This window comes from Variovorax sp. GW460-12-1-14-LB1 (assembly GCF_059423605.1).
Map to the genome: position 1 here is coordinate 1 of NZ_JBWKYF010000030.1, position 24,920 is coordinate 24,920.

General features: G+C 69.1%; 22 protein-coding genes. 7 read left to right on the top strand and 15 right to left on the bottom strand.

Features of this window, described 5'->3' with window-relative positions:
* The 3 genes from rbp to AC07Y4_RS16625 all read right to left on the bottom strand — a co-directional run.
* Nucleotides 1-319, bottom strand: a 319-nt coding sequence (gene rbp / locus AC07Y4_RS16615) for an RNA-binding regulator (protein WP_495274830.1), incomplete at its 3' end; no start/stop codon positions are given.
* A 182-nt stretch (nucleotides 320-501) separates the two neighbouring features.
* Nucleotides 502-738, bottom strand: a complete 237-nt coding sequence (locus AC07Y4_RS16620; protein ID WP_056584018.1) for a DUF3820 family protein — start codon at nucleotides 736-738, stop codon at nucleotides 502-504.
* A gap of 8 nt (nucleotides 739-746) precedes the next feature.
* Complete coding sequence (locus AC07Y4_RS16625; RefSeq protein WP_062472780.1) at nucleotides 747-1,127, bottom strand: translation initiation factor Sui1; 381 nt, start codon at nucleotides 1,125-1,127, stop codon at nucleotides 747-749.
* A 48-nt stretch (nucleotides 1,128-1,175) separates the two neighbouring features.
* On the opposite strand from AC07Y4_RS16625, the gene AC07Y4_RS16630 reads away from it, so the two are divergent.
* Nucleotides 1,176-2,453, top strand: coding sequence for a DEAD/DEAH box helicase (locus tag AC07Y4_RS16630; RefSeq protein WP_487848822.1), 1,278 nt, complete (start codon nucleotides 1,176-1,178; stop codon nucleotides 2,451-2,453).
* Between the two features lie 84 nt (nucleotides 2,454-2,537).
* On the opposite strand, the gene AC07Y4_RS16635 is transcribed toward AC07Y4_RS16630, so the two are convergent.
* The 10 genes from AC07Y4_RS16635 to argE all read right to left on the bottom strand — a co-directional run bounded on the left by AC07Y4_RS16635 (nucleotide 2,538) and on the right by argE (nucleotide 15,428).
* Nucleotides 2,538-3,299 (bottom strand): slipin family protein, encoded by a 762-nt coding sequence (locus AC07Y4_RS16635; protein ID WP_487848821.1) that lies wholly within the window; start codon nucleotides 3,297-3,299, stop codon nucleotides 2,538-2,540.
* Nucleotides 3,300-3,394: 95 nt separating this feature from the next.
* Nucleotides 3,395-4,561 carry an acyl-CoA dehydrogenase family protein gene (locus tag AC07Y4_RS16640; protein WP_487848820.1) on the bottom strand — a complete coding sequence of 389 codons (1,167 nt, stop codon included), beginning with the start codon at nucleotides 4,559-4,561 and terminating at the stop codon, nucleotides 3,395-3,397.
* 11 nt (nucleotides 4,562-4,572) lie between these two features.
* A complete protein-coding gene (locus AC07Y4_RS16645) occupies nucleotides 4,573-5,733 on the bottom strand; it encodes an acyl-CoA dehydrogenase family protein (RefSeq protein ID WP_062472787.1) in 1,161 nt (386 codons plus the stop codon).
* Nucleotides 5,734-5,757: 24 nt separating this feature from the next.
* Entirely contained in the window at nucleotides 5,758-6,654 is an 897-nt protein-coding gene (locus tag AC07Y4_RS16650) for an SDR family NAD(P)-dependent oxidoreductase (RefSeq protein WP_487848819.1), read from the bottom strand.
* A gap of 31 nt (nucleotides 6,655-6,685) precedes the next feature.
* Nucleotides 6,686-8,635: an acetyl/propionyl/methylcrotonyl-CoA carboxylase subunit alpha gene (locus AC07Y4_RS16655; RefSeq protein ID WP_487848818.1), complete on the bottom strand. Its 1,950-nt coding sequence runs from the start codon at nucleotides 8,633-8,635 to the stop codon at nucleotides 6,686-6,688.
* On the bottom strand, nucleotides 8,632-10,242 hold the full coding sequence (locus tag AC07Y4_RS16660) for an acyl-CoA carboxylase subunit beta (protein WP_159273536.1): 1,611 nt from the start codon (nucleotides 10,240-10,242) through the stop codon (nucleotides 8,632-8,634). The genes AC07Y4_RS16655 and AC07Y4_RS16660 overlap by 4 nt, the downstream gene beginning before the upstream one ends.
* 73 nt (nucleotides 10,243-10,315) lie before the next feature.
* A complete protein-coding gene (locus AC07Y4_RS16665; RefSeq protein ID WP_062472795.1) occupies nucleotides 10,316-11,092 on the bottom strand; it encodes an MHYT domain-containing protein in 777 nt (258 codons plus the stop codon).
* A gap of 118 nt (nucleotides 11,093-11,210) precedes the next feature.
* Nucleotides 11,211-12,869, bottom strand: a complete 1,659-nt coding sequence (locus tag AC07Y4_RS16670) for a Vgb family protein (RefSeq protein WP_487848817.1) — start codon at nucleotides 12,867-12,869, stop codon at nucleotides 11,211-11,213.
* A gap of 140 nt (nucleotides 12,870-13,009) precedes the next feature.
* The gene (locus AC07Y4_RS16675; protein ID WP_487863327.1) at nucleotides 13,010-14,233 is read right to left on the bottom strand and encodes a DUF445 domain-containing protein; all 1,224 of its coding nucleotides are present in this window, start codon (nucleotides 14,231-14,233) and stop codon (nucleotides 13,010-13,012) included.
* Between the two features lie 28 nt (nucleotides 14,234-14,261).
* Nucleotides 14,262-15,428: an acetylornithine deacetylase gene (argE, locus tag AC07Y4_RS16680; protein WP_095950723.1), complete on the bottom strand. Its 1,167-nt coding sequence runs from the start codon at nucleotides 15,426-15,428 to the stop codon at nucleotides 14,262-14,264.
* A gap of 110 nt (nucleotides 15,429-15,538) precedes the next feature.
* Here argE and AC07Y4_RS16685 point away from each other — a divergent pair, with 110 nt between their 5' ends.
* The 3 genes from AC07Y4_RS16685 to AC07Y4_RS16695 are packed head-to-tail and all read left to right on the top strand — an operon-like array spanning nucleotide 15,539 to nucleotide 19,087.
* The gene (locus AC07Y4_RS16685) at nucleotides 15,539-16,732 is read left to right on the top strand and encodes a glycerophosphodiester phosphodiesterase (RefSeq protein ID WP_487848815.1); all 1,194 of its coding nucleotides are present in this window, start codon (nucleotides 15,539-15,541) and stop codon (nucleotides 16,730-16,732) included.
* A gap of 55 nt (nucleotides 16,733-16,787) precedes the next feature.
* The gene (locus tag AC07Y4_RS16690; protein WP_487848814.1) at nucleotides 16,788-17,996 is read left to right on the top strand and encodes a M20 aminoacylase family protein; all 1,209 of its coding nucleotides are present in this window, start codon (nucleotides 16,788-16,790) and stop codon (nucleotides 17,994-17,996) included.
* Complete coding sequence (locus tag AC07Y4_RS16695) at nucleotides 17,993-19,087, top strand: M14 family metallopeptidase (protein ID WP_495274831.1); 1,095 nt, start codon at nucleotides 17,993-17,995, stop codon at nucleotides 19,085-19,087. The genes AC07Y4_RS16690 and AC07Y4_RS16695 overlap by 4 nt, the downstream gene beginning before the upstream one ends.
* Before the next feature lie 294 nt (nucleotides 19,088-19,381).
* Here the strand turns inward: AC07Y4_RS16695 and AC07Y4_RS16700 are convergent, their stop codons facing one another.
* Nucleotides 19,382-20,515 (bottom strand): ABC transporter substrate-binding protein, encoded by a 1,134-nt coding sequence (locus tag AC07Y4_RS16700; RefSeq protein WP_082818036.1) that lies wholly within the window; start codon nucleotides 20,513-20,515, stop codon nucleotides 19,382-19,384.
* Between the two features lie 58 nt (nucleotides 20,516-20,573).
* On the opposite strand from AC07Y4_RS16700, the gene AC07Y4_RS16705 reads away from it, so the two are divergent.
* From AC07Y4_RS16705 to AC07Y4_RS16715, 3 genes are read left to right on the top strand one after another with little or no spacing between them, the layout of a single operon-like run.
* Entirely contained in the window at nucleotides 20,574-22,634 is a 2,061-nt protein-coding gene (locus AC07Y4_RS16705; RefSeq protein ID WP_487848812.1) for a molybdopterin-containing oxidoreductase family protein, read from the top strand.
* Nucleotides 22,634-23,773 (top strand): aminopeptidase, encoded by a 1,140-nt coding sequence (locus AC07Y4_RS16710; RefSeq protein ID WP_487848811.1) that lies wholly within the window; start codon nucleotides 22,634-22,636, stop codon nucleotides 23,771-23,773. Before AC07Y4_RS16705 ends, AC07Y4_RS16710 begins: the two co-directional genes overlap by 1 nt.
* Nucleotides 23,766-24,080 carry a polyhydroxyalkanoic acid system family protein gene (locus AC07Y4_RS16715; protein WP_062476134.1) on the top strand — a complete coding sequence of 105 codons (315 nt, stop codon included), beginning with the start codon at nucleotides 23,766-23,768 and terminating at the stop codon, nucleotides 24,078-24,080. The genes AC07Y4_RS16710 and AC07Y4_RS16715 overlap by 8 nt, the downstream gene beginning before the upstream one ends.
* A gap of 18 nt (nucleotides 24,081-24,098) precedes the next feature.
* Here AC07Y4_RS16715 and AC07Y4_RS16720 read toward each other — a convergent pair whose 3' ends face one another.
* Complete coding sequence (locus tag AC07Y4_RS16720) at nucleotides 24,099-24,836, bottom strand: SDR family oxidoreductase (RefSeq protein WP_487848810.1); 738 nt, start codon at nucleotides 24,834-24,836, stop codon at nucleotides 24,099-24,101.
* Nucleotides 24,837-24,920: the final 84 nt, after the last annotated feature.

Sequence of the window (24,920 nt, forward strand, 5' to 3'; positions counted from 1 at the left end):
CGCCACCACCGTAGCCGCCGCCGCCACCACCGCCGTAGCCGCCACCACCGCCGGTGCGGGGGGGACGTGCTTCCATCGGACGGGCTTCGTTCACCGTCAGGGCGCGGCCCTGCAGCGATGCGCCGTTCATGCCTTCGACAGCTGCGAGTGCTTCAGCGTCCGTGCCCATTTCGACGAAGCCGAAGCCCTTCGAACGGCCGGTGTCACGTTCCATCATGACCTTGGCGCTGACGATCGAGCCGAACTCGCCGAAAGCCTGTTCCAGGTCGTTGTCACGCACGGAGTAGGCGAGGTTGCCCACGTAAAGTTTCTTGCCCATGGAGGGACTCCTAATTCAAACCAAAAAAACACAAAGCGATGGAGTCCCAGAATCACAACAAACTAATGCGCTGTGGCGCGAAACTGACCGATCACCAAATTACGTGCACGGGAGCCGAGGCTCGCAGACACGTGAGCCGGATTATCCGGCCCGATTTCCTAAAAAAGGGGGGAAATCTTGTGTTATCGAGAAACATTCCGACCCGACGGGCGGTTTCGCAACGGTTTGAGCAGGTCGGACAGGCCGTTGTGGTCTATTTCATGCATCAAAGCGAGCAGCCGGCCAATTTCTCCCGCGGGAAAACCCTCGCGCGCAAACCAAGTCAGGTAATTTCCGGGCAAATCGGCAATCAGCGTGCCCTTGTGCTTGCCAAAAGGCATTTCGAGCGTCACCAGGCGCTGCAGGTCTTCGGGGTTCATGCGCGCTTTCAGCCGCCTGCGCGCTTGACCGTGTGGCCCTGCTTCACGAGGGCGGCGATCACCACCTCGCGGTGATCGCCCTGGATCTCCACGGTGCCGTCCTTCACAGTGCCGCCCGTGCCGCAGGCCGCTTTCAGCTGCTTGCCCACGGCCGCCAGCGCCGCCGCGTCGAGCGGCAGGCCCTTGACCACGGTCACGCCCTTGCCCTTTCGGCCCTTGGTCTCGTGCGATACGCGGACAATGCCGTCCGTGGCCGCCGTGCGGGCCTTCGCGAGTTCCTTGCAGCGGCATTGCGCCATCGGGGCGCCGCAGTCGGGGCACATGCGCCCGCCCGCCTCGGTGGAGTACACCAGCGTGCTGCCGGTGCGGCTGTTCTTCATCGTTCCCATTCGATCCGTCTTTCTTTCGATCTCTCTCTTTTTCCCGGTGCCCGTTCCATGCCATTCGATACCCTGGGCCTGACCCCCGCGCTCGCGCAAGCGGCCGCCGCGAGCGGCTTTGCCGCGCCGACCGCCATCCAGGCGGCGGCCATCCCTGCCATTTTGCAGGGCCGCGACCTGCGGGGCTCGGCACAGACCGGCTCCGGCAAGACGGCCGCATTTTCCCTGCCGCTGCTGCAGCGCCTGGCCGCCGAGCCCGCCGCGTCGGCGTCGCGCCGGCTGCGCGCGCTGGTGCTCGTGCCCACGCGCGAACTCGCGGCCCAGGTGGGCGAGACGCTGGAAGATTTCGCACGGCACCTGCCCGAGCGCCTGAAGATCGTCGTCGCGGTCGGCGGTGTCTCGATCAACCCGCAGATGATGCGGCTGCGCGGCGGCGCCGACATCGTGGTCGCCACGCCCGGCCGGCTGCTCGACCTGGTCGAGCACAACGCGCTCGCGCTCGACGCCGTGTCGACGCTCGTGCTCGACGAGGCCGACCGCCTGTTCGACCTGGGCTTTGCCGAGGAGCTGCAGCGCATCCTGGCGCTGCTGCCGGCGCGGCGCCAGAACCTGCTCTTTTCGGCCACCTTCCCGATCGCCATCCAGGCGCTGGCCGACGACATGCTGCACGACCCGGCCCTGGTCGACGTGCAGGGCGAGCCCGGCACCCGGCCCGACATCGTGCAGCGCGCCATCGAGGTCGACGCCGCCCGCCGCACCCAGCTGCTGCGCCAGCTGCTGAAGGACAACGAAGGCACGTGGGACCGCGTGCTGGTGTTCGTCGCCACGCAACACGCCGCGCAGACCGTGGCCGAGAAGCTGTACCGCAACGGCATCTACGCCGTGCCCTTCCACGGCGACATCGCGCAGGGCACGCGCCGCGACATCCTGGCGCAGTTCAAGCAGAGCCGCTGGGACGTGGTGATCGCCACCGACCTGGCGGCGCGCGGCCTGGACATCGCGCAGCTGCCCGTGGTCATCAACTACGACCTGCCGCGTTCGCCCACCGACTACATCCACCGCATCGGCCGCACCGGCCGCGCGGGCGCGAGCGGGCTGGCGATCAGCTTCGTGAGCCCCTCCACCGAGGCGCACTTCCGCCTGATCGAGAAGCGCCAGGGCCAGCGCGTGCCGCGCGAGCGCATCGCGGGCTTCGAGCCGGTCGAGGTGGCGCCCGTGGTGGTCGACACCTCGGGCAACGGCGGCATCAAGGGTGCGCGGCCGAGCAAGAAGGACAAGCTGCGCGCGGCGGCCGCGCTGGCCGCACAGGCGGGCGGTGGGGAAGACGCGGACTGACGTGCGTCAGGCGTCAGGCGTCAGCCGGCATGAAGGGATGCCGGCGGGTGCTTCGAATGGCTTTCCGCTTCCGTGCGTTGCGCGCTATGCGTGCTGCTTGCCGAGCAAGTTCGCCATCAGGTCCACCGGCAGCGGAAACACGATGGTCGTGTTCTTGTCCGAGCCGATCACCGTGAGCGTCTCCAGGTAGCGCAGCTGGATGGCCTGCGGCTCCTGCGCCAGCACGCGCGCGGCCTGGAACAGCTTCTCGGACGCCTGCAGCTCGCCCTCGGCATGGATCACCTTGGCGCGGCGTTCGCGTTCCGCCTCGGCCTGCCGTGCGATGGCACGGATCATGGATTCGGTGAGGTCGATCTGCTTGATCTCGACGTTCGACACCTTGATGCCCCATGACGCCGTCTGCACGTCCAGCGATTCGCGCACATCCAGGTTGAGCTTCTCGCGCTCGGCCAGCATGTCGTCCAGCTGGTGCTTGCCGAGCACTGAGCGCAGCGTGGTCTGGGCCAGCTGGCTGGTGGCGTTGAAGAAGTCCTTGACCTCGATGATGGCCTTGGCCGCATCGACGATGCGGAAGTAGACGACCGCGCTGACCTTCACCGACACGTTGTCGCGCGAGATCACGTCCTGCGTCGGCACTTCGAGCACCACGGTGCGCAGGTCGACGCGCACCACCTGCTGGATGGCCGGGATCACGAACACCAGTCCCGGCCCTGCCACCTTCGAGAAGCGCCCCAGGGTGAACACGATGCCGCGCTCGTACTCCCGGAAGATCCATATCGCCGAAAAGAGCAGCGCCGCCAGCAGGACCAGGGCGACGGCGCCGATGCCATAAGTGAAAGAGAGCATGGTGATCTCCCGCGACTCAGCAAAGGTGCTGAACGGTTGGACACCCGCTGCGCAGCGGCGTTCCGGCCGGGCCGGAAGAAAGGTTGGCGCCGCCGCTACACCCACCCGAGTTGGCGCGCCGCCAGCTCCTTCATGATCTCCTCGGCCCCGCCGCCGATCATCATGACCTTGACCTCGCGGTAGACGCGCTCGCTCACGGTGCCGCGCATGAAGCCCATGCCGCCGAGGATCTGCACGGCCTGGTCGGCGCAGAACTGCATGGTCTGCGTGGCGTGGTTCTTGAGCAGGCAGACCTGCGCCACCCACTCGGGCGCGTTGATGCGGCCCGCTGCCTCGTGCGCGTCGCCCTCGGCGGACACGGCCTCGAGCCAGGCCTCGGTCGAGGCGATGCGCATCTGCATGTCGACCAGCTTGTGGCGCACGGCCTGGTGTTCGATGAGCGCGGCGCCGAAGGTCTTGCGCTCGCGCGACCAGGCCAGCGCCTCGTCGAGGCAGGCCTGCGCGAAGCCCAGCGCGCCGGCCGCGAGCCCGACGCGCTCGCCGTTGAAGTTGCCCATGACCATGCGAAAACCCGCGCCCTCGTCGCCCAGCAGGTAGCGCGCGGGCACGCGCACGTTGTCGAAGTGCAGCGTCGCGGTGTCGGAGCACAGCCAGCCCATCTTCGCGAGCCGCGTGCGCGAGAGGCCGGGCGCGTCGCCCGGCACGAGCAGCATCGAGAGCCCGCCCGCGCCGCGGCCTTCGCCGGTGCGCACGGCCACGGTGATCCAGTCGGCGCGCATGCCCGAGGTGATGAAGGTCTTCTCGCCGTTGAGCACGTAGTGGTCGCCATCGCGTTTCGCTGTCGTGCGCACCGCGGCCACGTCGGAGCCGCCGCCGGGTTCGGTGATCGCGAGCGCGGCAATCTTTTCGCCGCGCAGCACGGCGGGCACGACCTCGTGGCGCACCGCGTCGCTCGCGTGCAGCACCACGGGCGGCAGGCCGATGTTGTGCGAGAACAGACTCGCGAGCACGCCGCCGCTCTGGCCGTGGCGCGCGAGCGCCACCCACGCCGGCAGCTTCAGTGCATACGAGGCCGGCGTGCCGCCGAGTGCTTCCGGGTAGCCCAGGCCCAGCAGGCCCAGCTCGGCCGCGCGGGCGTACAGCGCGCGCGGGAATTCGCCGGCCTCGTCCCAGGCCTGCACGTTCGGTGCGATCTCGGCCTGGGCGAAGCGGCGCACCGTGTCGGCGAGCGCTGCACGGTCGGCCTGCAGTTCCGCGTCCATGGCGTGCCCGGTCAGCCGCGCGGCGGGCGCTTGGCGATGCCCATGGTCTTGGCGAGGATGCCGAGCATCACCTCGTCGGCGCCGCCGCCGATCGAGCCCAGGCGGCCGTCGCGGTACAGGCGCGAGACGCGGTTCTCCAGCGTGAAGCCCATGCCGCCCCAGAACTGCAGGCAGGTGTCGGCCACCTGGCGCGTGAGCCGGCCGGTCTTGAGCTTGGCCATCGAGGCGAGCTCGAGCACGTCCTCGCCCTTCACATGCAGGTCGCAGGCGCGGTAGGTGAGGGCGCGCAGTGCCTCCACCTCGGTCTTGAGTTCGGCCAGCTTGAACTGCACCCACTGCTGGTCGGCCAGCGTGGCGCCGAACATCTGGCGCTGCTGCGCCCATTCGATGGTCTGCGTGATGCAGTCGTCCATCGGTGCGAGCGAGCTGGCCGCGCACCACAGCCGCTCTTCCTGGAACTGCTGCATCTGGTAGACGAAGCCCTGGCCCTCTTCGCCGATGCGGTAGCGCTGCGGCACGCGCACGTTGTCGAAGTAGATGAGGCCGGTGTCGCTCGAGTCCATGCCGATCTTGCGGATCTTCTTGGCCTTCTCGATGCCGGGCAGGTTCATCGGCACCATCACGAGCGACTTGTTGCGATGCACCGGGCCTTCGCTGGTGTTGACCAGCATGCACATCCAGTCGGCCTGCAGGCTGTTGGTGATCCACATCTTCTGGCCGGTGATGAGGTAGTCGTCGCCGTCCTTCTTCGCATAGGTCTTCAGGCCCGCCACGTCGCTGCCCGCGCCGGGCTCGCTCACGCCGATGCAGCCGACCGTGTCGCCCGCGATGGCGGGCACCAGGAACTCGCGGCGCAGTTCGTCGCTGCCGAAGCGCGCGAGCGCGGGCGTGCACATGTCGGTCTGCACGCCAATGGCCATCGGCACGCCGCCGCAGCTGATATGGCCCAGCCCCTCGGCGAAGGCCATCGCAAACGAGTAGTCGAGCCCGGCGCCGCCAAAGGCTTCGGGCTTGTTCAGGCCCAGCAGGCCGAGGTTGCCGAGCTTCTTGAAGACCTCGTGCGCGGGAAAGATCTCGGCCTCTTCCCATTCGTCGACGCGGGGGTTGATCTCCTCGTCGATGAACCGGCGCAGGGTGTTCTGCATCTCGAGGTGTTCATGGGTGTACTGCATCACTGGTCTCCGTTCGTTCGCTCGTTACTTGTCCTGGAACACGCGCGGTGTCTGCGCGAGGTGAAAGCCGTCGTAGGGCCGCACCGCGGGGCGCTGCTGCGCCTGCGCATCGGGCAGTTCCATCGGCCAGCCCATGCGCGCCTGCGGGCGCGCGCCGTCCACGCGCAGCACGGTGCCGCTGATGAAGGCGGCGGCCGGGCCCAGCAGGAAGGCGATGGCGGCGGAGGTCTCGGCCTCGTTGCCGAAGCGGCCGGCCGGCACGGTGCGGCGCATGGCGCGCAGCATGTCGCCGGCCTCGGGCGGGTAATGGTCCATGCCGCTGGAGGCGATGTAGCCCGGCGCCACGGCGTTCACGCGCACGCCGCTCACGGCCCATTCGGCGGCGGCGGTCTCGGTGAAGCTCACCATGCCTGCGCGCGCGGCGCCGCTGTGGCCCATGTTCGGCATCGACCCCCAGATGTCGGCCACGATGTTGACGATGGCGCCGCCGTGCGCCTGCATGCTCTGCAGGTAGCACTCGCGCGCCACCAGGAAGCCGCCCGTGAGGTTGGTGTGGATCACCGCCTCCCAGCCCTTGGCCGAGATGGCGGCCAGCGGCGTGATGTACTGGCCGCCCGCGTTGTTCACCAGCCCGTCGATGCGCCCGTGCGCCGCGACGATGGCCTTCACGGCCTCGCGCACGGCGTCTTCCTGGCGGATGTCGAAGGCCTGCGTGCTGGCGTTGCCGCCGGCGGCCTCGATCTCGGCGCGCACCGCGTCGAGTTTCTCGGGCTTGCGCCCGACCAGCACCACGTGGGCGCCGAGCGAGGCCAGCTCGTGCGCGGTGCAGCGGCCGATGCCGGAGCCGCCGCCGGTGACGACGATGCATTGCCCGGCGAACAGGCCGGGCGCGAAGACGGAGCGATAGTGGGATGCGTTCATTCGACAGGTTCTCGAAAAAGGGGAGGGGCCTTCAGGCCTCGGCGATCTCGGCCACGATGTGGCGCGCGGCCACCTGCGTGCCCACGGCCACATGCAGCGCCGCGACGCGGCCCGCGCGCGGCGCGCAGTGCACGTGTTCCATCTTCATGGCTTCGAGCGTGACCAGTGGTTGGCCCGCCGCGACGGTGTCGCCCTCGGCGGCCAGCAGCGCGACCACGCGGCCGTTCATCGAGGCGCGCAGCAGGCCGTCGCCGCCGCCCGCGCCGGCGCGCGGGACGGCCACGTGCGTGAGGTCGTCGAGGCGGTGGGCGCGACCGTCGAAGTGGACGTCCGTGCGTTCGCCGCGCCGCACGACCCATGCCTGCGCGGCCACGCCGTTGCAGGCAAAGCGCACCGGGCCGTCGTCCGGCAGCGCCAGCAGCGCGAGCGTGGCCGGCGCGGCGTCGTCCAGCACGACCTCGAAATGCGCCGCGCCGCGTGGTGTCACGCGCGCCGTGTGCACCGCCCCGTCGAGCGCAAAGCGCAAGGCGTTGGGCAGCGTGTGCGCCAGCGGCGAAGGCCAGCCGCGCGCGCCGGTCTGCAGCAGCAGGGCCGCGAGCAGGGCGGCGCGCGTGTCGGCCGCCGTGTCGGCGGCGAGCAGCGCGTCGAGGTGGTCGCCGATGAAGGCGGTGGTCGCACCGCCGCCTGCGAACACGGGGTGCGCGAGCGCGCGCTGCAGCAGCGGCTGGTTGGTCGGCAGGCCGAGCGCGACTGTGTCGCGCAGGCCCGCGAGCAGCCGTTGTCGCGCTTCGTCGCGCGTGCGGCCCGATGCGATGAGCTTGGCGATCATCGAGTCGTAGAAGGGCGGCACTTCGGCGCCGTCGCGCAATGCGTGTTCGGTGCGCAGCGCGGGCGACGGGCGCCACGCCGTGAGCGTGCCGCTTTGCGGCAGGAAGCCCTGCTGCGGGTCTTCGGCACACAGCCGTACCTCGATGGCATGGCCGGTGATGTGCACGTCGTCCTGCGTCAGCGGCAGCGGCTCGCCGGCGGCCACGCGCAGTTGCAGCTCGACGAGGTCCAGGCCCGTCACCGCTTCGGTCACGGGGTGCTCCACCTGCAGCCGCGTGTTCATCTCCATGAACCAGTACTGGCCCTGCGCGTCGAGCAGAAACTCGAGCGTGCCCGCGCCTTCGTAAGCGATGGCCTTCGCGGCGGCCACGGCGGTGGCGCCCATGCGCGCGCGCAGCGCGGCATCGACGGCCGGCGAGGGTGCTTCCTCGATCACCTTCTGGTGGCGCCGCTGCACCGAGCAGTCGCGCTCACCGAGGTGGATCGCATGGCCGTGGCGGTCGGCAAACACCTGGATCTCGATGTGGCGCGGCGCGACGATGGCGCGCTCCAAAATCACGGTGGCGTCGCCGAAGGCATGCAGCGCCTCGGACTGCGCGCTCTGCAGTTGCTCGGCGAAGGCGCCGGCCGAGGCCACGAGCCGCATGCCGCGCCCGCCGCCGCCGGCCGTGGCCTTGATCATCACGGGCCAGCCGATGCGTTCGGCCTCGGCGGCCAGCGTGGCGGTGCTTTGATCGTCGCCCTGGTAGCCGGGAATGCACGGCACGCCGGCCGCCTGCATGAGCCGCTTGGCGCCGGCCTTGTCGCCCATCGCGACGATGGCCTCGGGCGATGGCCCGATGAAGACCAGCCCCGCGTCGCGGCAGGCCTGCGCGAAGGCCGCGTTCTCGGCGAGGAAGCCGTAGCCCGGGTGCACCGCGTCGGCGCCGCTGGCGCGGGCCGCGGCAATGATCGCGTCGATGGCCAGGTAGCTCTGCGCGGGCAGCGGCTCGCCGACGCACACGGCCTCGTCGGCCTGGCGCACATGCTCGGCGTCTGCATCGGCGCGCGAGTACACGGCGACCGTGCGGTAGCCCATGGCGCGCGCGGTGCGCATCACGCGCACGGCGATCTCGCCGCGGTTGGCGATCAGGATTTTTTGAAAAGAACTCATGGCCGTGCCACCGAAAACTGCATGGGTTGCGGCGCGCGCGCCTCGGCGTCGCGGCAGATCGACAGCGCCTCGGCCAGCACGGCGCGCGTGTCGCGCGGGTCGATCACGCCGTCGTCCAGCAGCAGCGCGCTGGTGGTGAAGACGCTCATCTGGCGCTCGAAGCGCTCGACGATCTGGCGTTGCATCGCGTCGATCTTCTCGCGGTCGACAGCACCCTTGCGCGCCATGCCGGCCTCCATGACGATGGCCATGGTCTGCGCGGCCTGCTCGCCGCCCATCACGGCGGTGCGTGCGTTGGGCCAGCTGAAGCAGAAGCGCGGCGCAAAGCCGCGACCGCACATGCCGTAGTTGCCCGCGCCGTACGAGGCGCCGCAGTGCAGCGTGATCTGCGGCACGTTGGCGCTGGTCACGGCCTGGATCATCTTGGCGCCGTGCTTGATGATGCCGGCCTCCTCGTGCGCGCGGCCCACCATGTAGCCCGTGATGTTCTGCAGGTAGACGATGGGCGTGCGCGACTGGCAGCAGGCCTGGATGAAGTGCGTGGCCTTGGTGGCGCCGTCGGAATCGATGGGGCCGTTGTTGGTGATGATGCCCACCGCGTGGCCTTCGAGCCGGATGTGGCCGCAGACCGTGGCGCTGCCGTAGTGCTCGCTGAAGGCCAGGAACTCCGAGCCGTCGGCGATGCGCGCGATGACCTCGCGCATGTCCACCGGCCGGCGGCCGTCGGTGGGCATGAGGCCCATCAGCTCCTCGGCGTCGTGGCGCGGCGGCGCGAAGGTGCGCGGCGCCTCGTCGCGTGCCCAGTCGATGCCGCCGAGGATGGCGCGCGCGATGCGCAGCGCGTCGCGGTCGTCCTCGGCCAGGTAGTCGCCCAGGCCCGAGATGTGGGTGTGCATGACGGCGCCGCCCAGTTCTTCCTCGGTGGCGATCTCGCCGGTGGCGGCCTTCAAGAGCGGCGGCCCGGCCAGGAAGGCCCGGGTGCGGTCGCGCACCATCACGATGTAGTCCGACAGGCCCGTCTGGTAGGCGCCGCCCGCGGTCGACGAGCCGTGCGTCACCGTCACCACCGGCAGGCCCGCGGCCGAGAGCCGCGCGAGGTTGCGGAAGATGTTGCCGCCGCGCACGAAGTCCTGCACGCGGTACTGCATGAGGTTGGCGCCCGCGCTTTCCACCAGCTGGATGAAGGGCAGCTTGTTCTCCAGCGCGATCTCGTGCAGGCGCAGCTGCTTGTCCAGGCCCATGGGCTGCAGCGCGCCGGCGTCGATGCCGGAGTCGGAGGCGCTGATCATGCAGCGCACGCCCGCCACGCGCCCGATGCCGGCGATCAGGCCGCCGCCGGGCACGCTTTTCGAAAGGTCGGGGTTGTCCTGGCCCAGGCCTGCGAGCGTGGCCAGCGGCAGGAAAGGCGCGCCGGTGTCCAGCAGCAGCGCGAGGCGTTCGCGCGGCAGCAGCTGGCCGCGCCTGGCGAAGCGCTCGGCCGAGGCGCTGGAGGCGGCCACGGCGCGGGCTTCGTGGGACCGGACCTGGTCCAGCAGCGAGAGCATGCTGGCGCGGTTGGCCTGGTAGGCGTCTCCGGCGGTGTGCAGCCGGGATTCGAGGAAGGGCATGGGGGTCTGTGCGGTGCGCGCGTGTCGTTTCGCACAGACTTTAGGAGGCGGGCCCCCGGCCCGCTTGCGCCAACTAGCTGGGGCGCACGCGCCGTTGTGCAGCGGGCGCGGCGTCGAGGCTGCTGCCCGTGACCACCCAGTAGATGAAGATCAGCACCGCGCCGGCCGTGCCGAACACCGTGAGGCCCATGTAGCTGCCGCCCAGCGAGAGCGCGTCGACCGGGGCGGCCGCCGTGCAGATCATGCTGGCCGCGCTCATGCCCACGTAGTGCATGGTGCACACCGCCACGCCCATCACGGCGGCGGCGGCCACCTGGTGGCTCAGCTTGCGCAGGTTGAAGGCCAGCCACAGCGCTGCGGCGGCGGCCGTGATGGCGATGACCACCGACAGCGCGACCATGCTGAAGTCGAAGCTCATCGTGGCCCGCATGTTCATCGCGAACATGCCCATGTAGTGCATCACGCACACGCCCAGGCCCGCCAGCAGGCTGCCGGCCAGCCAGCCCGAGCGGCTGAACTTGGCACGCCCGCCCGCCAGGTACAGCGCAATGCCCGAGATCAGGATGGCCGCCACCAGCGACACGATGGTCAGCGGCATGTTGTAGGCGATGCCGAAGGGCAGCCGGTAGGCCAGCATGCCGATGAAGTGCATCGACCAGATGCCGATGCCCCCCAGCGCCACCGCGGCGCAGGCCACGATGGCCAGGTTGGGTTTGCCGTCGGCACCGACCATGCGCCCGGCGCAGATCAGGGCCACCAGCGAGCCGAAGAAGGAAATGACGAACGAAAGCGCGACCAGCCCCAGGGAGTATTCGGGCGATAGCACTTGGCCTACGACGAGTGGAGTCATGCGATGTCCCTTCGGAAAGAGCGCTTCGCAGACCCCGACTGCCCTATGCGATCGGAACGCTGCGACGCGTCCCGACCAGTTTGTAATATGTGTTTATAAAAGTAAACAGAAACTTGTACTAATTGTTACCCTGAATGACAGGCCGAATTCGATAGATCGAATTGTTCCTGTCGGCCGCCACGTAGACCGTGCCGTCGCGCCCCACGGCCACCCCCGTCACCACGTACGGCGGGGGCAGGCCGGGCCCGGCCGCCAGGCCGATGGGCAGGTTCTCGGCGACGGTGCGGCGGGTGCCGGTGGCCGGGTCGATCTCGACCAGCCGGCGCGCCGCGCTCTCGGCCACGATGAAGCTGCCCCACGGCGTCTGGGCCAGGCCCTCGGGCAGCGCCAGCCCGTCGGCCACGGTGCGCAGCGGCGCGCTGGCGTCCAGCGGAATGCGCAGCAGCTTGCCCGCCGCCTCGGTCACGTAGAGCGCGCCGTCCTGGCCGACCACCAGTTGCACCGGGCCGTTCAGTCCGCTAGCAAGCACTGACTTCTCTGCAAACTTCGGCCCACTGGCGCGCATGATGCTGCCGGTGGCGAGTTCGGCGTAGATCACGCTGCCGTCGGGCATGGGCAGCGCGTCGAACGGCGCCTTCAGGCCGTGGATCGTCTCGACCGTCTTCAGCGTCTGGCGGTCGACCAGCTGCACCGAGCCCGTGAACCATGAGGTCAGCGCGAACAGCCTGGGCGAAAGCCCGACCGCGAAGGGATAGTCGAGCTCGGGGTCGCGCTGCATGCGGAACACGTCGCGCACCTCGCCGGTGCGCACGTCAACCTGCCGGAAGCCGAAGACGTCGGCCACCCAGAGGTCGTTGCCGTCGATCTTCAGGCCGGCCGGCACCGCCACCTTGCCGCTGGTGAGCGTGCGCAGTTCGCCGGTGGCGGGGTTGAAGGCCTGCACCTCGTTGTTGGCCATGTTCGAGACGTAGATGGTCCCGTCGGGTGCGATGGCGAGGTTGTCGAGCGACGGGCGCAGCTGCTTGGCCACGGTCTTCTTGCCGCTCGCAAGATCGACCTTCACCAGCTCGCCGCTGCGCGCATCGACCACCCAGAGGTTGCCCTTGCCGTCGAGGTTGGCGGCGGCCGGGATCTTGAAGCCGTCGGCGATCACGGTCAGGTTGCCGTTCGCCGGGTCGATCTTCACGACCTGGCCCTTGAACCACAGCGGGCCGTAGAGCAGGCCGTCGGGCCCGACCTCGAAGCCGTTGAAGCCGCCCATGTCCTTCTTGATGAGCCGGGGCGGTTGCTTGCCCTCGCGGTCGATTTCCCACAGCGCGTCGCCCAGGAACACCTGCGAGGCGTAGAGCTTGCCGTTCTTGCGATCGAAATCGAGCGAGTTCAGGCCGGGCAGGTCCTTGGCGAGCACGCGCAGCGGCGCGCTGTCGTTCTCACGGTAGCGCAGCATGCCCATGAGGTAGTTGGTCCAGGCCAGCTCGCCCTTCGGGCCGACCGCGATGTCGTCGGCCTGGCCCTCGGGCGCATCGATCAGCACCTTGGCGGCGCCGGTCTGGCGGTCGACCTCCCACAGCGTGTTGCCGAGCACGGAGCCCGCCAGCAGCCGGCCCTTCGCATCGATGGCCAGGCCGTGCACGCCCGCGAAGGACGACGGGGCCACGAGCACCTCGGGCGCGGCCCACGCGGCGGGGCGCTTGGGTGGCGGCGACAGCGAACTGCAGGCGGCGAGCAGGGCGAGGGCGGCGGTCAGCGCGGCAGCGCGGATCGAGCGACGGGGCATGGCGATCTCCTCTGGGTTGGCGTTGTGACGGATGCGGCAGTGCGCCGCAGTCTAGGAGCCGGAGGAGGCCGCGCAGTCGCTCGCGGGACAAGACGCAGACTTTCGTCCGCTGCGGATAACCCGCAGCACCCGGTGATTGTTCAGCCGCGCAGCAGCTGCGTCGCCGTGTGGATCAGCAGCCCCACCAGCCCGCCCACCAGCGTGCCGTTGATGCGGATGAACTGCAGGTCGCGTCCGATGTGGCGCTCGAGCTCGTCGGTCATCTCGTGCGCGTTCCACTCGCCCACGCGCTCCTCGATGTAGCGGCGGATGTCCTCGCGGTAGCGTTCGATGGCCGCCGGCGCGGCGGCCTCGAGCTGCTCGTTGATCCAGGCGCGGATGGCTGCGTCGTTCTGCAGCCGCTGGCCCAGCGCGCCGGCCATGGTGGCGATGCGCTGGCGGATGGTTGAGTCGGGGCGCCCCAGGTCGTCGTGCAGCCAGCCCAGCAGCTCGCCCCACAGGCCGTGCAGGTAGTCGCCCAGCGCGGGGTGCGCGATGAGCTCGGCGCGGATCTGCTCGCCGCGCTGCTGGAACTCGGGGTCGAGCTTCAGGCGCACCACGAAGTCGTCCACGAAATGGTCGAAGCGCTTGCGCATTGGGTGGTCGGGCTCTGCCGCCAGTTCGGCCAGCGTGCGCGCGATGGCGGCCACGATCTTGCGCGTGGCGAGCTTGGCCGCCACCTGGTCCAGGCCGACATAGCGCAGCGTCTTGATCTCGCGCGCGATGGCCTCGGTGATGTGCGCCTGCACCTCGTCGCCGTCGAGCAGCTCGGCCACCTGCTGCAGCACGTCGTCGAGCAGCGCCTGGTGGCGCCCGCCGGCCGTGAGCGCATCGAGCGCCTGGCCGGTGAGGCGCGAGAGGTCGATCTTGGCCAGCCCGGCCGCCGCGGCGCGGCCCATGAAGTCGCGCACCCGTTCGTCGTCGAAGGCGGCCAGGCCGTAGCGCGTGGCGGCCACGCCCCATTCGCCGAGCCGCTCGCCGCTGGCAGGCCGGGCCAGCCACTCGGCGATGCGCCCCGCCGCATCGAACTGGCGCAGCTTGGCCAGCACCTGGGCGGTGCTCAGGAAGTTGTCGCAGATGAAGCCCGCGAGCTTGGCGCCGATGCGGTCCTTGTTGCTCGGGATGATCGCCGTGTGCGGGATCGGCAGGCCCAGCGGGTGGCGAAACAGCGCCACCACCGCGAACCAGTCGGCAATGGCGCCGACCATCGCGGCTTCGGCGAAGGCCGCCACGTAGCCCCAGGCTGGGTGCTGGCCGTGCAGCGCGCTGGCCAGCGCATACAGCGCCGCCGCCGCGCACAGCAGGCCGAGCGCGACGCGTTTCATGCGTTGCAGTGCGCCGCTGCCGTGGTCTTCAGCCAATGGTGTGCGAGGTCGCGAGGCGCTCCATGAACAGCTCGCAGCGCGCGAGCTGCTCAAGACTCACGAACTCGTCGGGCTGGTGCGCCTGCTCGATGCTGCCGGGGCCGCACACCACCGTGGGGATGCCGGCGTTCTTGAACAGGCCCGCTTCGGTGCCGAAGGCCACCAGCGTGGTGCGGTCTTCGCTGGCCAGGCGCTGCGCGAGCAGCGTGACCGGATCGCCGGCCGCGCCCAGGAAGCTCGGGATCTCGCAGATCGTTTCAAACTTGAAGCCCGCGTCGGGCGCCACCTTCTTCATGGCCGGCTCGATGCTCGCGGCGTATGCCAGCACGTCGGACTGCATGCGCTTGGCGTCGGCCGTGGGCAGGTCGCGGAATTCGTAGCGGAACTCGGCGTCGCGCGGCACCACGTTGTCGGCGATGCCGCCGTGGAACTGGCCCACGCTGGCGGTGCTGAAGGGCACGTCGAAGCCGTCGTAGCGCGGCTCGCTGCGCTCGAAGTCTTCGGCCATGTCGCGCACCTTGCCGATCACGCGCGCCGCCATCTCGATGGCGTTGACCGACTTCGGCGTGAGCGACGAGTGCGCCTCCTTGCCGCGCACGCAGCACTTGTAGCGGTACACGCCCTTGTGGGCGATGGCCGGCACCATGCTCGTGGGCTCGCCCACGATGCAGGCCAGTGGCTTGATGCCGGCGTCGCGCATGTCGGCAATGAGTTCGCGCACGCCGAAGCAGCCGATTTCTTCTTCGTAGGTGAAGGCGAAGTGCACGGCGAAGGGCGCGTCGCCCTCGAGGAAGCGCTGGGCGTTGGCCAGTGCGATCGCGATGTAGCTCTTCATGTCGGCCGAGCCGCGCCCGTACAGGCGCTCGTTCTGCACCACGGCCGACAGCGGGTCCACGCTCCAGGCCTGGCCGTCCCAGGGCACCGTGTCGGTGTGGCCCGAGAGGATCACGCCGGCCGGCTTGCCCTCGCCCAGCGTGGCGAACAGGTTCGCCTTGGTGCGTTCGGCGTTGTAGGTGATGCGGCTCTTCACGCCGAGGGCGGCCAGGTGCGCCTGGGCGAAGTCGATCAGCTCGAGGTTGCTGTTTGCGCTCACCGTGTTCATGCGAACCAAGGTTTGCGCCATCAAGAGGCTCTGGGGAGAAAGCGTGTGCTGCATGCAACAGATTGTCCGGGAAGTTGAACGCCCGCGCAGATGGGTATCGGCGTTGTCACGCGCAGCGGGTAGCCTGCCTCCTCTTTTTTCTTTGTTTGGATGGAGAAGACAACATGCGCATGTCCCTGCAGATCACCCTGACCGCCGCGGCCGCCCTGAGCCTGGCCGCCTGTGGCACCACCGGCCCGGCGGCGAACAAGCTGCTCACGCTGGACGGCAACCCGCCGCTGGTCATCGCCCACCGCGGCGCCTCGGGCTACCTGCCGGAACAGACGCTGGAGTCGTACGCCCGCGCCATCGAACTGGGCGCCGACGTCATCGAGATGGACCTGGTCTCCACCAAGGACGGCGTGCTCATCGCCCGCCACGACCCCAACCTGGCGATCAGCACCGACGTGGCCAAGCACGCCCGCTTCGCCTCGCGCAAGAAGACCATCCAGGTCGACGGCGAAACCCAGACCGGCTGGTTCAGCAACGACTTCACGCTGGCCGAGATCAAGACCCTGGGCGGCATCTCGACCGACCCCGAGCGCCCGCAGGAATTCAACGGCAAGTTCAAGGTCGTGACCTTCCAGGAGATCATCGATTTCGCCAAGGCCAAGACAAAGGAAACCGGCCGCACCATCGCGATCTACCCCGAGACCAAGAACCCGACCTACTTCCGCGATCTGGGCATGCCCATGGAAGACAAGGTCATCGCCGCCATCAACGCCGCCGGCTGGAACAGCAAGACCGCGCCCATCTACGTGCAGTCGTTCGAGCCCGGCAGCCTCAAGTACATGAAGAGCAAGGGCCTGAACACCAAGCTCATCCAGCTGATCGACGGCGACGGCATCGACATGAAGACCGGCGCCATGACCTACGCCGTGCCGGTCGACCGCCCCTACGAGTGGACCAAGGCCGGCGACAAGCGCAACTTCGACGTCATGGTCACGCCCGCCGGGCTGGCCGAGATCAAGACCTACGCCGACGGCATCGGCCCCTGGAAGCGCTACATCGTGAGCGTCAAGGGCACCGTGGGCGCCGACGGCAAGGTGGTGGACGTCAACAAGGACGGCAAGATCAACGACGCCGACGCCACCTCGACGGCCCCCACCACGCTGATCGCAGACGCCCACAAGGCGGGCCTGTTCGTGCACCCCTTCACGTTCCGTAACGAATCGCGCCGGCTCGCGTCCGACTACAACAAGGACGGCAAGAACGAATACGCGGTCTATTACAAGCTCGGCGTCGATGGCGTGTTCACCGACTTCACCGACACCGCACTGGCCGCGCGCGCCGAGTACCTGAAGAGCATCGGCCGCTGAGGGTTTGCCCGGCACGGTCTTTGCGGCGCTGGGCGCAAAGCCTAGACTGTGTCCTATGAAACTCATCGACTCGCTCGTCACGCAGGCGGCCGGCATCGCGGCCGTCCGGCGTGACCTTCATGCCCACCCTGAACTCTGTTTCGAAGAAGTCCGCACCGCCGACGTGGTGGCAGGCAAGCTCACCGAATGGGGCATTCCCATCCACCGCGGCCTGGGCACCACCGGCGTGGTCGGCATCGTCAAGAACGGCTCCAGCACCCGCGCCGTCGGCCTGCGCGCCGACATGGACGCGCTGCCCGTCACCGAGCTCAACACCTTCGCCCACGCCAGCCAGCACCACGGCAAGATGCACGCCTGCGGCCACGACGGCCACACCGCGATGCTGCTCGCGGCGGCCCAGCACCTGGCCAAGCACCGCAACTTCGACGGCACCGTCTACCTGATCTTCCAGCCGGCCGAAGAGGGCGGCGGCGGCGCGCGCGAAATGATCAAGGAGGGCCTGTTCGAGCAGTTCCCGATGGACGCCGTGTTCGGCATGCACAACTGGCCCGGCATGAAGGCCGGCCAGTTCGCCGTGAGCCCTGGCCCGGTGATGGCCTCGGGCAACAAGTTCCATGTGAACGTGGTCGGCAAGGGCGGCCACGCCGCGCTGCCGCAGACCGGCATCGACCCGGTGCCGATCGCCTGCGAGATCGTGCAGGCCTTCCAGACCATCCTCACGCGCAAGATGAAGCCGACCGATTCGGCGGTGATCTCGGTCACCACCATCCACGCCGGCGAGACCAACAACGTGATCCCCGACAACTGTGAGCTGTCGGGCACCGTGCGCACCTTCTCGCTCGAGGTGCTCGACATGATCGAGGCCAAGATGAAGCAGATCAGCGAGCACATCTGCGCCGCGCACGACGCCACCTGCGAGTTCCGCTTCGAGCGCTACTACCCGCCGACCATCAACACCGAGGCCGAGGCCGACTTCGCGCGCCGCGTCATGGGCGGGATCGTCGGCCCCGAGAACGTGCTCAAGCAGGAGGCCGCCATGACCTCGGAAGACTTCGCCTTCATGCTGCAGGCCAAGCCCGGCGCCTACGCCTTCATCGGCAACGGCGACGGCTCGCACCGCGACGTGCACCACGGCGAAGGCCCGTGCACGCTGCACAACGCGAGCTACGACTTCAACGACGACCTCATCCCGCTGGGCGCCACCTGCTGGGTGCAGATCGCCGAGCAGTTCCTGAAGCCCGGCATCGGCGGCGCAGCGGCATGATCGGCATCGGCGAGGCCTTTTCGCCGCGCTACGCCCAGGCGCGCCAGAAGTTCCTGCAGGGCTGCGTCAGCGCCGGCCTCACGGTCGAGCCGCACGCGCACCCGCTCAAGGGCCGCGACGGCGAAGAGCTGTCGATGGACGTGGCGCTCGACGGCGATACCAACGCCGAGCGGCTGCTCGTCGTCACCAGCGCCTGCCACGGCGTCGAAGGCCACTGCGGCAGCGGCGTGCAGGTGTTCGCGCTGCACGACGCCGAGTGGCGCGAGAAGGCCAAGGCGCAGGGCGTGGCGGTGCTGTACGTGCATGCGCTGAACCCGCACGGCTTTTCGTACGGGCGCCGCGTGACGCACGAGAACGTCGACCTGAACCGCAACTTCCTCGACTTCTCGAAGCCCGTGCCGGTGAACGAGCCCTACGCCAGGCTGCATCCGCTGCTGCTGCCCGACACCTGGCCGCCGACGCCGGACAACCAGGCCGCGATCGAGAAGTGGATCGACAAGCACGGCGCCACCGCCTACCAGGCGGCCGTGACGAGCGGCCAGTACCAGTTCGACGACGGCCTGTTCTTCGGCGGCAAGGCGCCCACCTGGAGCAACAAGACCATCCGCAGCGTGCTGCGCCGCCATGCAGGCCATGCGAAGCGCCTGGCCTGGATCGACCTGCACACGGGCCTCGGCCCCAACGGCCTGAGCGAGCGCATCTTTGCCTGCCGCGACGACAAGGTCGCCTACGCCCGCGCCAACGCCTGGTGGGGCACGCCGGCGGCGCCCGTCACCTCGATCTACGACGGCTCCTCGACCTCCGCGCTGCTGCGTGGCCTGATGTGGGACGCCGTGTACGAAGAGTGCCCGCAGGCCGAGTACACCGGCATCGCGCTCGAATACGGCACGCTGCCGATGCTCGAAGTGACCGGTGCCCTGCGCGCCGACCACTGGCTGCACAAGCACCCGGACGCGCCGGCCGATCTGGCCGATGGCATCCGCGCGCGCATGGTGGAGGCGTTCTATACGGACAGCGACGCCTGGCGCGGCCAGATCGTGAGCCAGGCGCGGCAGGCGATGTTCCAGGCGGTGGACGGGCTGGGCAGCTGAACCTGAACGGCCCGGGCGCGCGCTCTGGCGTGCTCCCGCCGACGCGGTACCTTGCTCCGCGAATGTCCCCCGGCCTGCGGCCTCCTCCTTGATTTCGCTGCGCAAGGCACCGCATCGACGTGAGCGTTGGGCTGTGCGGTTGTTGATCGACTGCACACCAGCGCTGCGTCCCGTGCACAGGACACTGGGTGCTTCCCGCAGCGAAATCAAGGAGGAGGGCGAAGCCCGGGGGACATTCGCGGAGGGAAGTACCCGGTGGCCTGGGCACGCCCCCCGAACCAGAGCGCGAAAAAACTAAGTCCGCACCCGCCCGTCCGCAGTCAGCATCGACAGCTCGACAAACTTCGAAGCCACATGGCTCTTCGAAGAGAACGACACCTCGAAGCCGCCGAACTGCTGCCGCTCGATGCTTTCCAGCCCTGCGATCAGCCCGTCGCGCGTGCCCTTGCCGCCCGGTGCGCGGCGCAGGCCCTCGGTCAGCACCTTGGCGGCCAGGTAGCCTTCCATGCTCGAGAAATTGGCGCTCGCGCCGCCGCCCGCCTTGCGCACCGCCTCGGTGAACTCGCGGGCCAGCGCATTCGCCTGGTTGTAGGGCGAGGGCACCACCTGCGTGACCATCACGCCCGCGGCCTCCTTGCCCAACTCGTCCGCCAGCGCCTGCGTGCCCACGAACGAGAGGTTGAAGAACACGCCGCCGTAGCCCGCCTTGCGCATCTCGCGGATGAACGCCGCACAGGCCTTGTAGGCGCCGACCTGGACCACCGCCGCCGGCTGGCTCGCCATGATCGTCTTCACGGCCGCGGCCACGTCGGCCGAGTTGCGCTCCACCGTGGCCAGCGCCACGGGCTTGAGTTCCTGCTGGGCCAGCGCCAGCGTCACGCCGTCGAGCCCGGCCTTGCCGTAGGCGTCGTTCTGGTAGAAGACCGCGATCTTCTTCATGCCCAGGTGGGTGAGCTGTTTCACCATCAATGCCGTCTCGTCGTTGTACGAAGCGCGCAGATGGAACACGTTGCGGTGAAAAGGCTCGCGCAGCGACATCGCGCCCGTGAACGGCGCGATGAACGGCACCTTGTCCTTCACCGCCAGCGGCAGCGCGGCCAGGCTGGTCGGCGTGCCGATGTAGCCGAACAGCGCGAACACGTCCTCGCCGATCAGCTTCTGCGTGTTGGCCGCGCAGCGGTCGGGCTCGTAGCCGTCGTCCAGGTTCTTGATGACCACGTCGCGCTGGCCCGGCTGGGCGTTGTACTGGTCCAGGAACAGCTTGGCGCCCTGGTGGAACTGGATGCCCAGCTGCGCGGCCGGCCCCGTGAACGGCGCCGACTGGCCCAGCACCAGCGGCGTGTCGCCCTGCGCCCGGGCGATGCCGAAGCCGCCCAGCGTGGCGGCGGCCGCCGTGGCGATCGAAAAATGCCTGCGATTCAATTGCATCGTCATGGTGAAATCCTCCCTCTGCCCTGTGTGTTGATACTCAAATTAGACTTGTCCGATGGCCCACGCAACGGATTCCCTCCTCGACACGCCCGACGCCACCGCACCCTCCACGGTGTTGGGCGCCTGCCCGCACGATTGCCCCGACACCTGTGCGCTCGTCACCACCGTCAAGGACGGCGTGGCGGTGAAGCTGCAAGGCAACCCCGCCCACTCGCACACCGGCGGCGTGCTGTGCACCAAGGTGTCCCGGTACATCGAACGCAATGACCATGCCGAGCGGCTCGTGCAGCCCCTGAAACGGGTCGGTCCCAAGGGCAGCGGCCGCTTCGAGCCCGTCTCGTGGGAGACGGCATTGGACGACATCGCCGCGCATCTTCGGGGATTGCAGACGGAACCGGAAGCAATTCTCCCCTACAGCTATGCGGGCACCATGGGCCTGGTGCAGGGCGAATCGATGGACCGGCGCTTCTTCCACAAGCTGGGCGCCTCGCTGCTGGACCGCACCATCTGCTCGATGGCGGGCGGCGAAGCCATGGTCTACACGCTGGGCGCCAAGGTCGGCATGCGCATCGAGTTCTTCGCCGAGGCCAAGCTCATCCTCATCTGGGGCAGCAACTCCATCGCCAGCAACCTGCACTTCTGGCGCCACGCCCAGGCCGCCAAGCGCGCCGGCGCGCGGCTGGTGTGCATCGACCCGCGCAAGACCGAAACCGCCGACAAGTGCGACGAGCACATCGCGCTGCTGCCCGGCACCGACGCCGCGCTGGCGCTGGCGCTCATGCACGAACTCATCGTGCACGACTGGCTCGACCACGACTACATCGCCAACCACACGCTGGGCTGGGAGCAGCTGCGCGAGCGCGCGCTGCAATGGCCGCCGTCGCGTGCGGCCGAGGTCTGCGGCATTCCCGAGGCACAGATCGTCGCGCTGGCCCAGGCCTACGGCACGACCAAGCCGGCCGCGATCCGCCTGAACTACGGCATGCAGCGCGTGCGCGGCGGCGGCAACGCGGCGCGCGCCATCGCCTGCCTGCCGTCGCTGGTCGGCGCCTGGCGCGACCGCGCGGGCGGCCTGCTGCTCAGCAGCTCGGGCCACTACCCGGTCGACCGCGCCGCGCTGCAGCGCCCCGACCTGCTGGCCGGCCGCAAGCCGCGCACCATCAACATGAGCACCATCGGCGATGCGCTGCTCGACACCGCCAAGCCGGTGAAGGCCGTCGTGGTCTACAACAGCAACCCGGTGGCGGTGGCGCCCGAGTCGGCCAAGGTGGTGGCGGGCTTCGCGCGCGAAGACCTGTTCACCGTGGTGCTCGAGCAGTTCCGCACCGACACCGCCGACTACGCCGACTACCTGCTGCCCGCCACCACGCAGCTCGAGCACTGGGACATCCACTGCAGCTACGGCCACACCGACGTGCTGCTGAACCGCCCGGCCGTGGCGCCGCGCGGCGAGGCCCGCAGCAACGCCTGGGTGTTCCGCGAACTGGCGCGCCGCCTGGGTTTCGACGAGCCCTGCTTCTCGGAGAGCGACGAGTCGTTGTGCCGCACCGCCTTCGCCGAGAAGGCGATCGATTTCGAGCAGCTGCGCACCCAAGGCTTCACCAGCCTGAAGCTGGCCGAGGCACCGTTCGCCGAAGGCAGGTTCCCCACGCCTTCGGGCCGCTGCGAGTTCTTCAGCGAGCGCCTGCAGGCCATGGGCATGGACGGCCTGCCCGACCACGTGCCCAACTGGGAGCCAGCCGGCAGCTCGACCGAATTCCCGCTGGCGATGATCTCGCCGCCGGCGCGCAACTTCCTCAATTCGACCTTCGTCAACGTGACCAGCCTGCGCGCCATCGAGGTCGAGCCGCTGCTCGAGATCCACGCCGACGATGCCGCCGCGCGCGGCATCGAGGACGGCGCGACGGTGCGCGTGTTCAACCAGCGCGGCGAGCACCGCTGCCGCGCCGAGGTGTCGCGCCGCGCGCGCCAGGGCGTGGTGCACGGCATGGGCATCTGGTGGCGCAAGCTCGGCATGGACGGCACCAACGTCAACGAACTGACCAGCCAGCGCCTGACCGACATCGGCCGCGGCCCGACCTTCTACGACTGCCTGGTGCAGGTCGAAAAGGCGTGATGCGACGGCTGCGCGCGCCCGCGCTGGCATTGGCCGGCGCGCTTTTCCTGACGGGCTGCGCCGACCTTGGCTACTACTGGCAATCGGCCAGCGGCCACCTCGACATCCTGCGCGCGGCCAAGCCCGTGCCCGAATGGCTGGCCGATCCGGCCGTGGGGGCGCCGCTCAAGGCCAAGCTCGAACTCGCGCAGCGCATCCGCCGTTTCGCATCGAGCGAACTCGGCCTGCCCGACAACGCGAGCTACACCTCGTATGCCGACCTGCATCGCCCCGCCGCCGTGTGGAACGTGGTGGCCGCGCCGCCGTACTCGCTCACGCTCAAGAGCTGGTGCTTCCCGGTCGCGGGCTGCGTGGGTTATCGCGGCTACTACGACGAGGCCGCCGCGAAAACCGAGGCCGAGGCGCAGAAGACGAATGGCCTCGAAGTGGCCGTGTACCCCGTGCCGGCCTACTCCACACTGGGCTGGATGAACTGGGCCGGCGGCGATCCGCTGCTGTCCACCTTCATCGGCTACCCCGAGGGCGAGCTGGCGCGCATCGTGTTCCACGAGCTGGCGCACCAGGTGCTCTATGTGCCGGGCGACACGGTGTTCAACGAGTCGTACGCCACGGCCGTGGAGCGCATCGGTGGCGCGATGTGGCTGCAGCGCGAAGCCGGTGAGGCGGCGCGCGCCGAGTACGCGCAGTTCAATGCACAGCGGCAGGACTTCCGTGCGCTGGCGCTCAACACGCGCCGCGCGCTCACGCAGGTGTACGAATCGCCCGAAGCCAAGGCGAAGGACTGGACGAAGGTCGAGGCGCAGAAGCAGGCCGCCATGGCCGACTTCCGCGAGCGCTACACCGCGCTGAAGGCGGCATGGACCGGTCCGCGCCAGAACGCGTATGACGGCTGGGTGGCGCGCGCCAACAACGCGGCCTTCGGTGCGCAGGGCGCCTACGACGACCTGGTGCCGGGCTTCGAAGCGCTGTTCGAACGCGAGGGCCGCGACTGGCCGCGCTTTTACACTGCGGTGCGGCGCATTGCCGCGCTGCCCACGACGGAAGAGCGCCGCAATGCGTTGCAGGCCGCCACGGGTATCCTGCACACCCACGCGCGCCAAGGCCGCACACACGACGACAACGGAGACCACGGTGCCTGACATCCAAATCGAACGCAACCACACGCTGGGCATTGCCGGCGCCCGCGAAGTCGCGCGCCAATGGGTGCATCAGGTCGAGCAGGACTACGGTCTCGAATGCACCTACACCGAGGGCACCGACTGCGACCGGGCCCAGTTCAGCCGCGCGGGCATCGACGGCACGGTGGAGGTCACGGCCGATACCTTCCGGCTCGAGGCGACGCTGGGATTCCTGTTCAGCAGCTTCAGCGACCAGATCGAGCAGAAGATCTCGCGCAACCTCGATGCGCTGCTCGACGCGCCGCAGGGCGGCACCCGCTTCGCCTGAGGCAGGGAGTTTTCTTCTTCAGGCGATGGTGTAACCGCCATCGACCGGCAGCGCCACGCCGCTGACCATCGCCGCGCCGTCGGACAGCAGGAACAGGATCGGCGCGACCACTTCATCGACCTGCGCGAAACGCCCCAACGGAATGTTCTTGAGCGCCGCCGCGCTCTTGGCCGGGTCGGACCACGCCTGCTCGGCCATGGGCGTGAGCGTGACGGTCGGATTCACGCTGTTCACGCGGATGCCGTGCGGCCCGAACTCGAGGCACAGCGCACGCGTGACGGCGTCCATCGCCGCCTTCGAGGCGCTGTAGCAAAGGTGCGCGTCGAGCGCGACCAGCGAGGCTTGGCTCGACACGTTGACGATGCTGCCGCGCACGCCGGCCGCGATCATGGCCCGGCCGCAGCGCGCGGCCACGAGCGCCGCGGCGCGTGCGTTGACGGCCATCACGGCGTCGAAGCTCCCGGCCTGCAGGTCGATGGCGCGCTCGATGCGTGTGGTGCCGGCGCAGTTCACGACGAGGTCGAAGGCGGGCAGCGGGGCGAGTGCCTTTTCCAGTGCGGGGACGTCGGCCACGTCGAGTGCCAAAGGCAGGCAGCTGGACTCGGCCTGCAATGCTTCCAGTGCGTCGGCGTTGCGGCCCACGGCGGTGACCTGTGCGCCTGATTGGGTGAGCTGTGCGGCGACCGCGCGGCCGATGCCGCTGCTGGCGCCTGTCACGAGGGCGCGCTTGCCTGAGAAGTCGTAGGTGGGTGTCATGGTGTTCTGCTCATCAAAGGTTGTGGTTCAGGGCGCGTGCACAGGCCACCGGGTACTTCCCTCCGCGAATGTCCCCCGGCCTGC

Excerpts from the sequence above, each read along its gene's own strand:
- AC07Y4_RS16670 (WP_487848817.1), bottom strand. The coding sequence starts at position 12,869 with ATGCCCCGTCGCTCGATCCGCGCTGCCGCGCTGACCGCCGCCCTCGCC.
- AC07Y4_RS16660 (WP_159273536.1), bottom strand. The coding sequence starts at position 10,242 with ATGCCCTTCCTCGAATCCCGGCTGCACACCGCCGGAGACGCCTACCAG.
- AC07Y4_RS16685 (WP_487848815.1), top strand. The coding sequence starts at position 15,539 with ATGCGCATGTCCCTGCAGATCACCCTGACCGCCGCGGCCGCCCTGAGC.
- AC07Y4_RS16645 (WP_062472787.1), bottom strand. The coding sequence starts at position 5,733 with ATGCAGTACACCCATGAACACCTCGAGATGCAGAACACCCTGCGCCGG.
- AC07Y4_RS16625 (WP_062472780.1), bottom strand. The coding sequence starts at position 1,127 with ATGGGAACGATGAAGAACAGCCGCACCGGCAGCACGCTGGTGTACTCC.
- AC07Y4_RS16630 (WP_487848822.1), top strand. The coding sequence starts at position 1,176 with ATGCCATTCGATACCCTGGGCCTGACCCCCGCGCTCGCGCAAGCGGCC.
- argE (WP_095950723.1), bottom strand. The coding sequence starts at position 15,428 with ATGCAGCACACGCTTTCTCCCCAGAGCCTCTTGATGGCGCAAACCTTG.
- AC07Y4_RS16720 (WP_487848810.1), bottom strand. The coding sequence starts at position 24,836 with ATGACACCCACCTACGACTTCTCAGGCAAGCGCGCCCTCGTGACAGGC.
- AC07Y4_RS16665 (WP_062472795.1), bottom strand. The coding sequence starts at position 11,092 with ATGACTCCACTCGTCGTAGGCCAAGTGCTATCGCCCGAATACTCCCTG.
- AC07Y4_RS16620 (WP_056584018.1), bottom strand. The coding sequence starts at position 738 with ATGAACCCCGAAGACCTGCAGCGCCTGGTGACGCTCGAAATGCCTTTT.
- AC07Y4_RS16710 (WP_487848811.1), top strand. The coding sequence starts at position 22,634 with ATGCGACGGCTGCGCGCGCCCGCGCTGGCATTGGCCGGCGCGCTTTTC.
- AC07Y4_RS16700 (WP_082818036.1), bottom strand. The coding sequence starts at position 20,515 with ATGCAATTGAATCGCAGGCATTTTTCGATCGCCACGGCGGCCGCCGCC.
- AC07Y4_RS16705 (WP_487848812.1), top strand. The coding sequence starts at position 20,574 with ATGGCCCACGCAACGGATTCCCTCCTCGACACGCCCGACGCCACCGCA.
- AC07Y4_RS16640 (WP_487848820.1), bottom strand. The coding sequence starts at position 4,561 with ATGGACGCGGAACTGCAGGCCGACCGTGCAGCGCTCGCCGACACGGTG.
- AC07Y4_RS16650 (WP_487848819.1), bottom strand. The coding sequence starts at position 6,654 with ATGAACGCATCCCACTATCGCTCCGTCTTCGCGCCCGGCCTGTTCGCC.
- AC07Y4_RS16695 (WP_495274831.1), top strand. The coding sequence starts at position 17,993 with ATGATCGGCATCGGCGAGGCCTTTTCGCCGCGCTACGCCCAGGCGCGC.
- AC07Y4_RS16690 (WP_487848814.1), top strand. The coding sequence starts at position 16,788 with ATGAAACTCATCGACTCGCTCGTCACGCAGGCGGCCGGCATCGCGGCC.
- AC07Y4_RS16635 (WP_487848821.1), bottom strand. The coding sequence starts at position 3,299 with ATGCTCTCTTTCACTTATGGCATCGGCGCCGTCGCCCTGGTCCTGCTG.
- AC07Y4_RS16655 (WP_487848818.1), bottom strand. The coding sequence starts at position 8,635 with ATGAGTTCTTTTCAAAAAATCCTGATCGCCAACCGCGGCGAGATCGCC.
- AC07Y4_RS16675 (WP_487863327.1), bottom strand. The coding sequence starts at position 14,233 with ATGAAACGCGTCGCGCTCGGCCTGCTGTGCGCGGCGGCGGCGCTGTAT.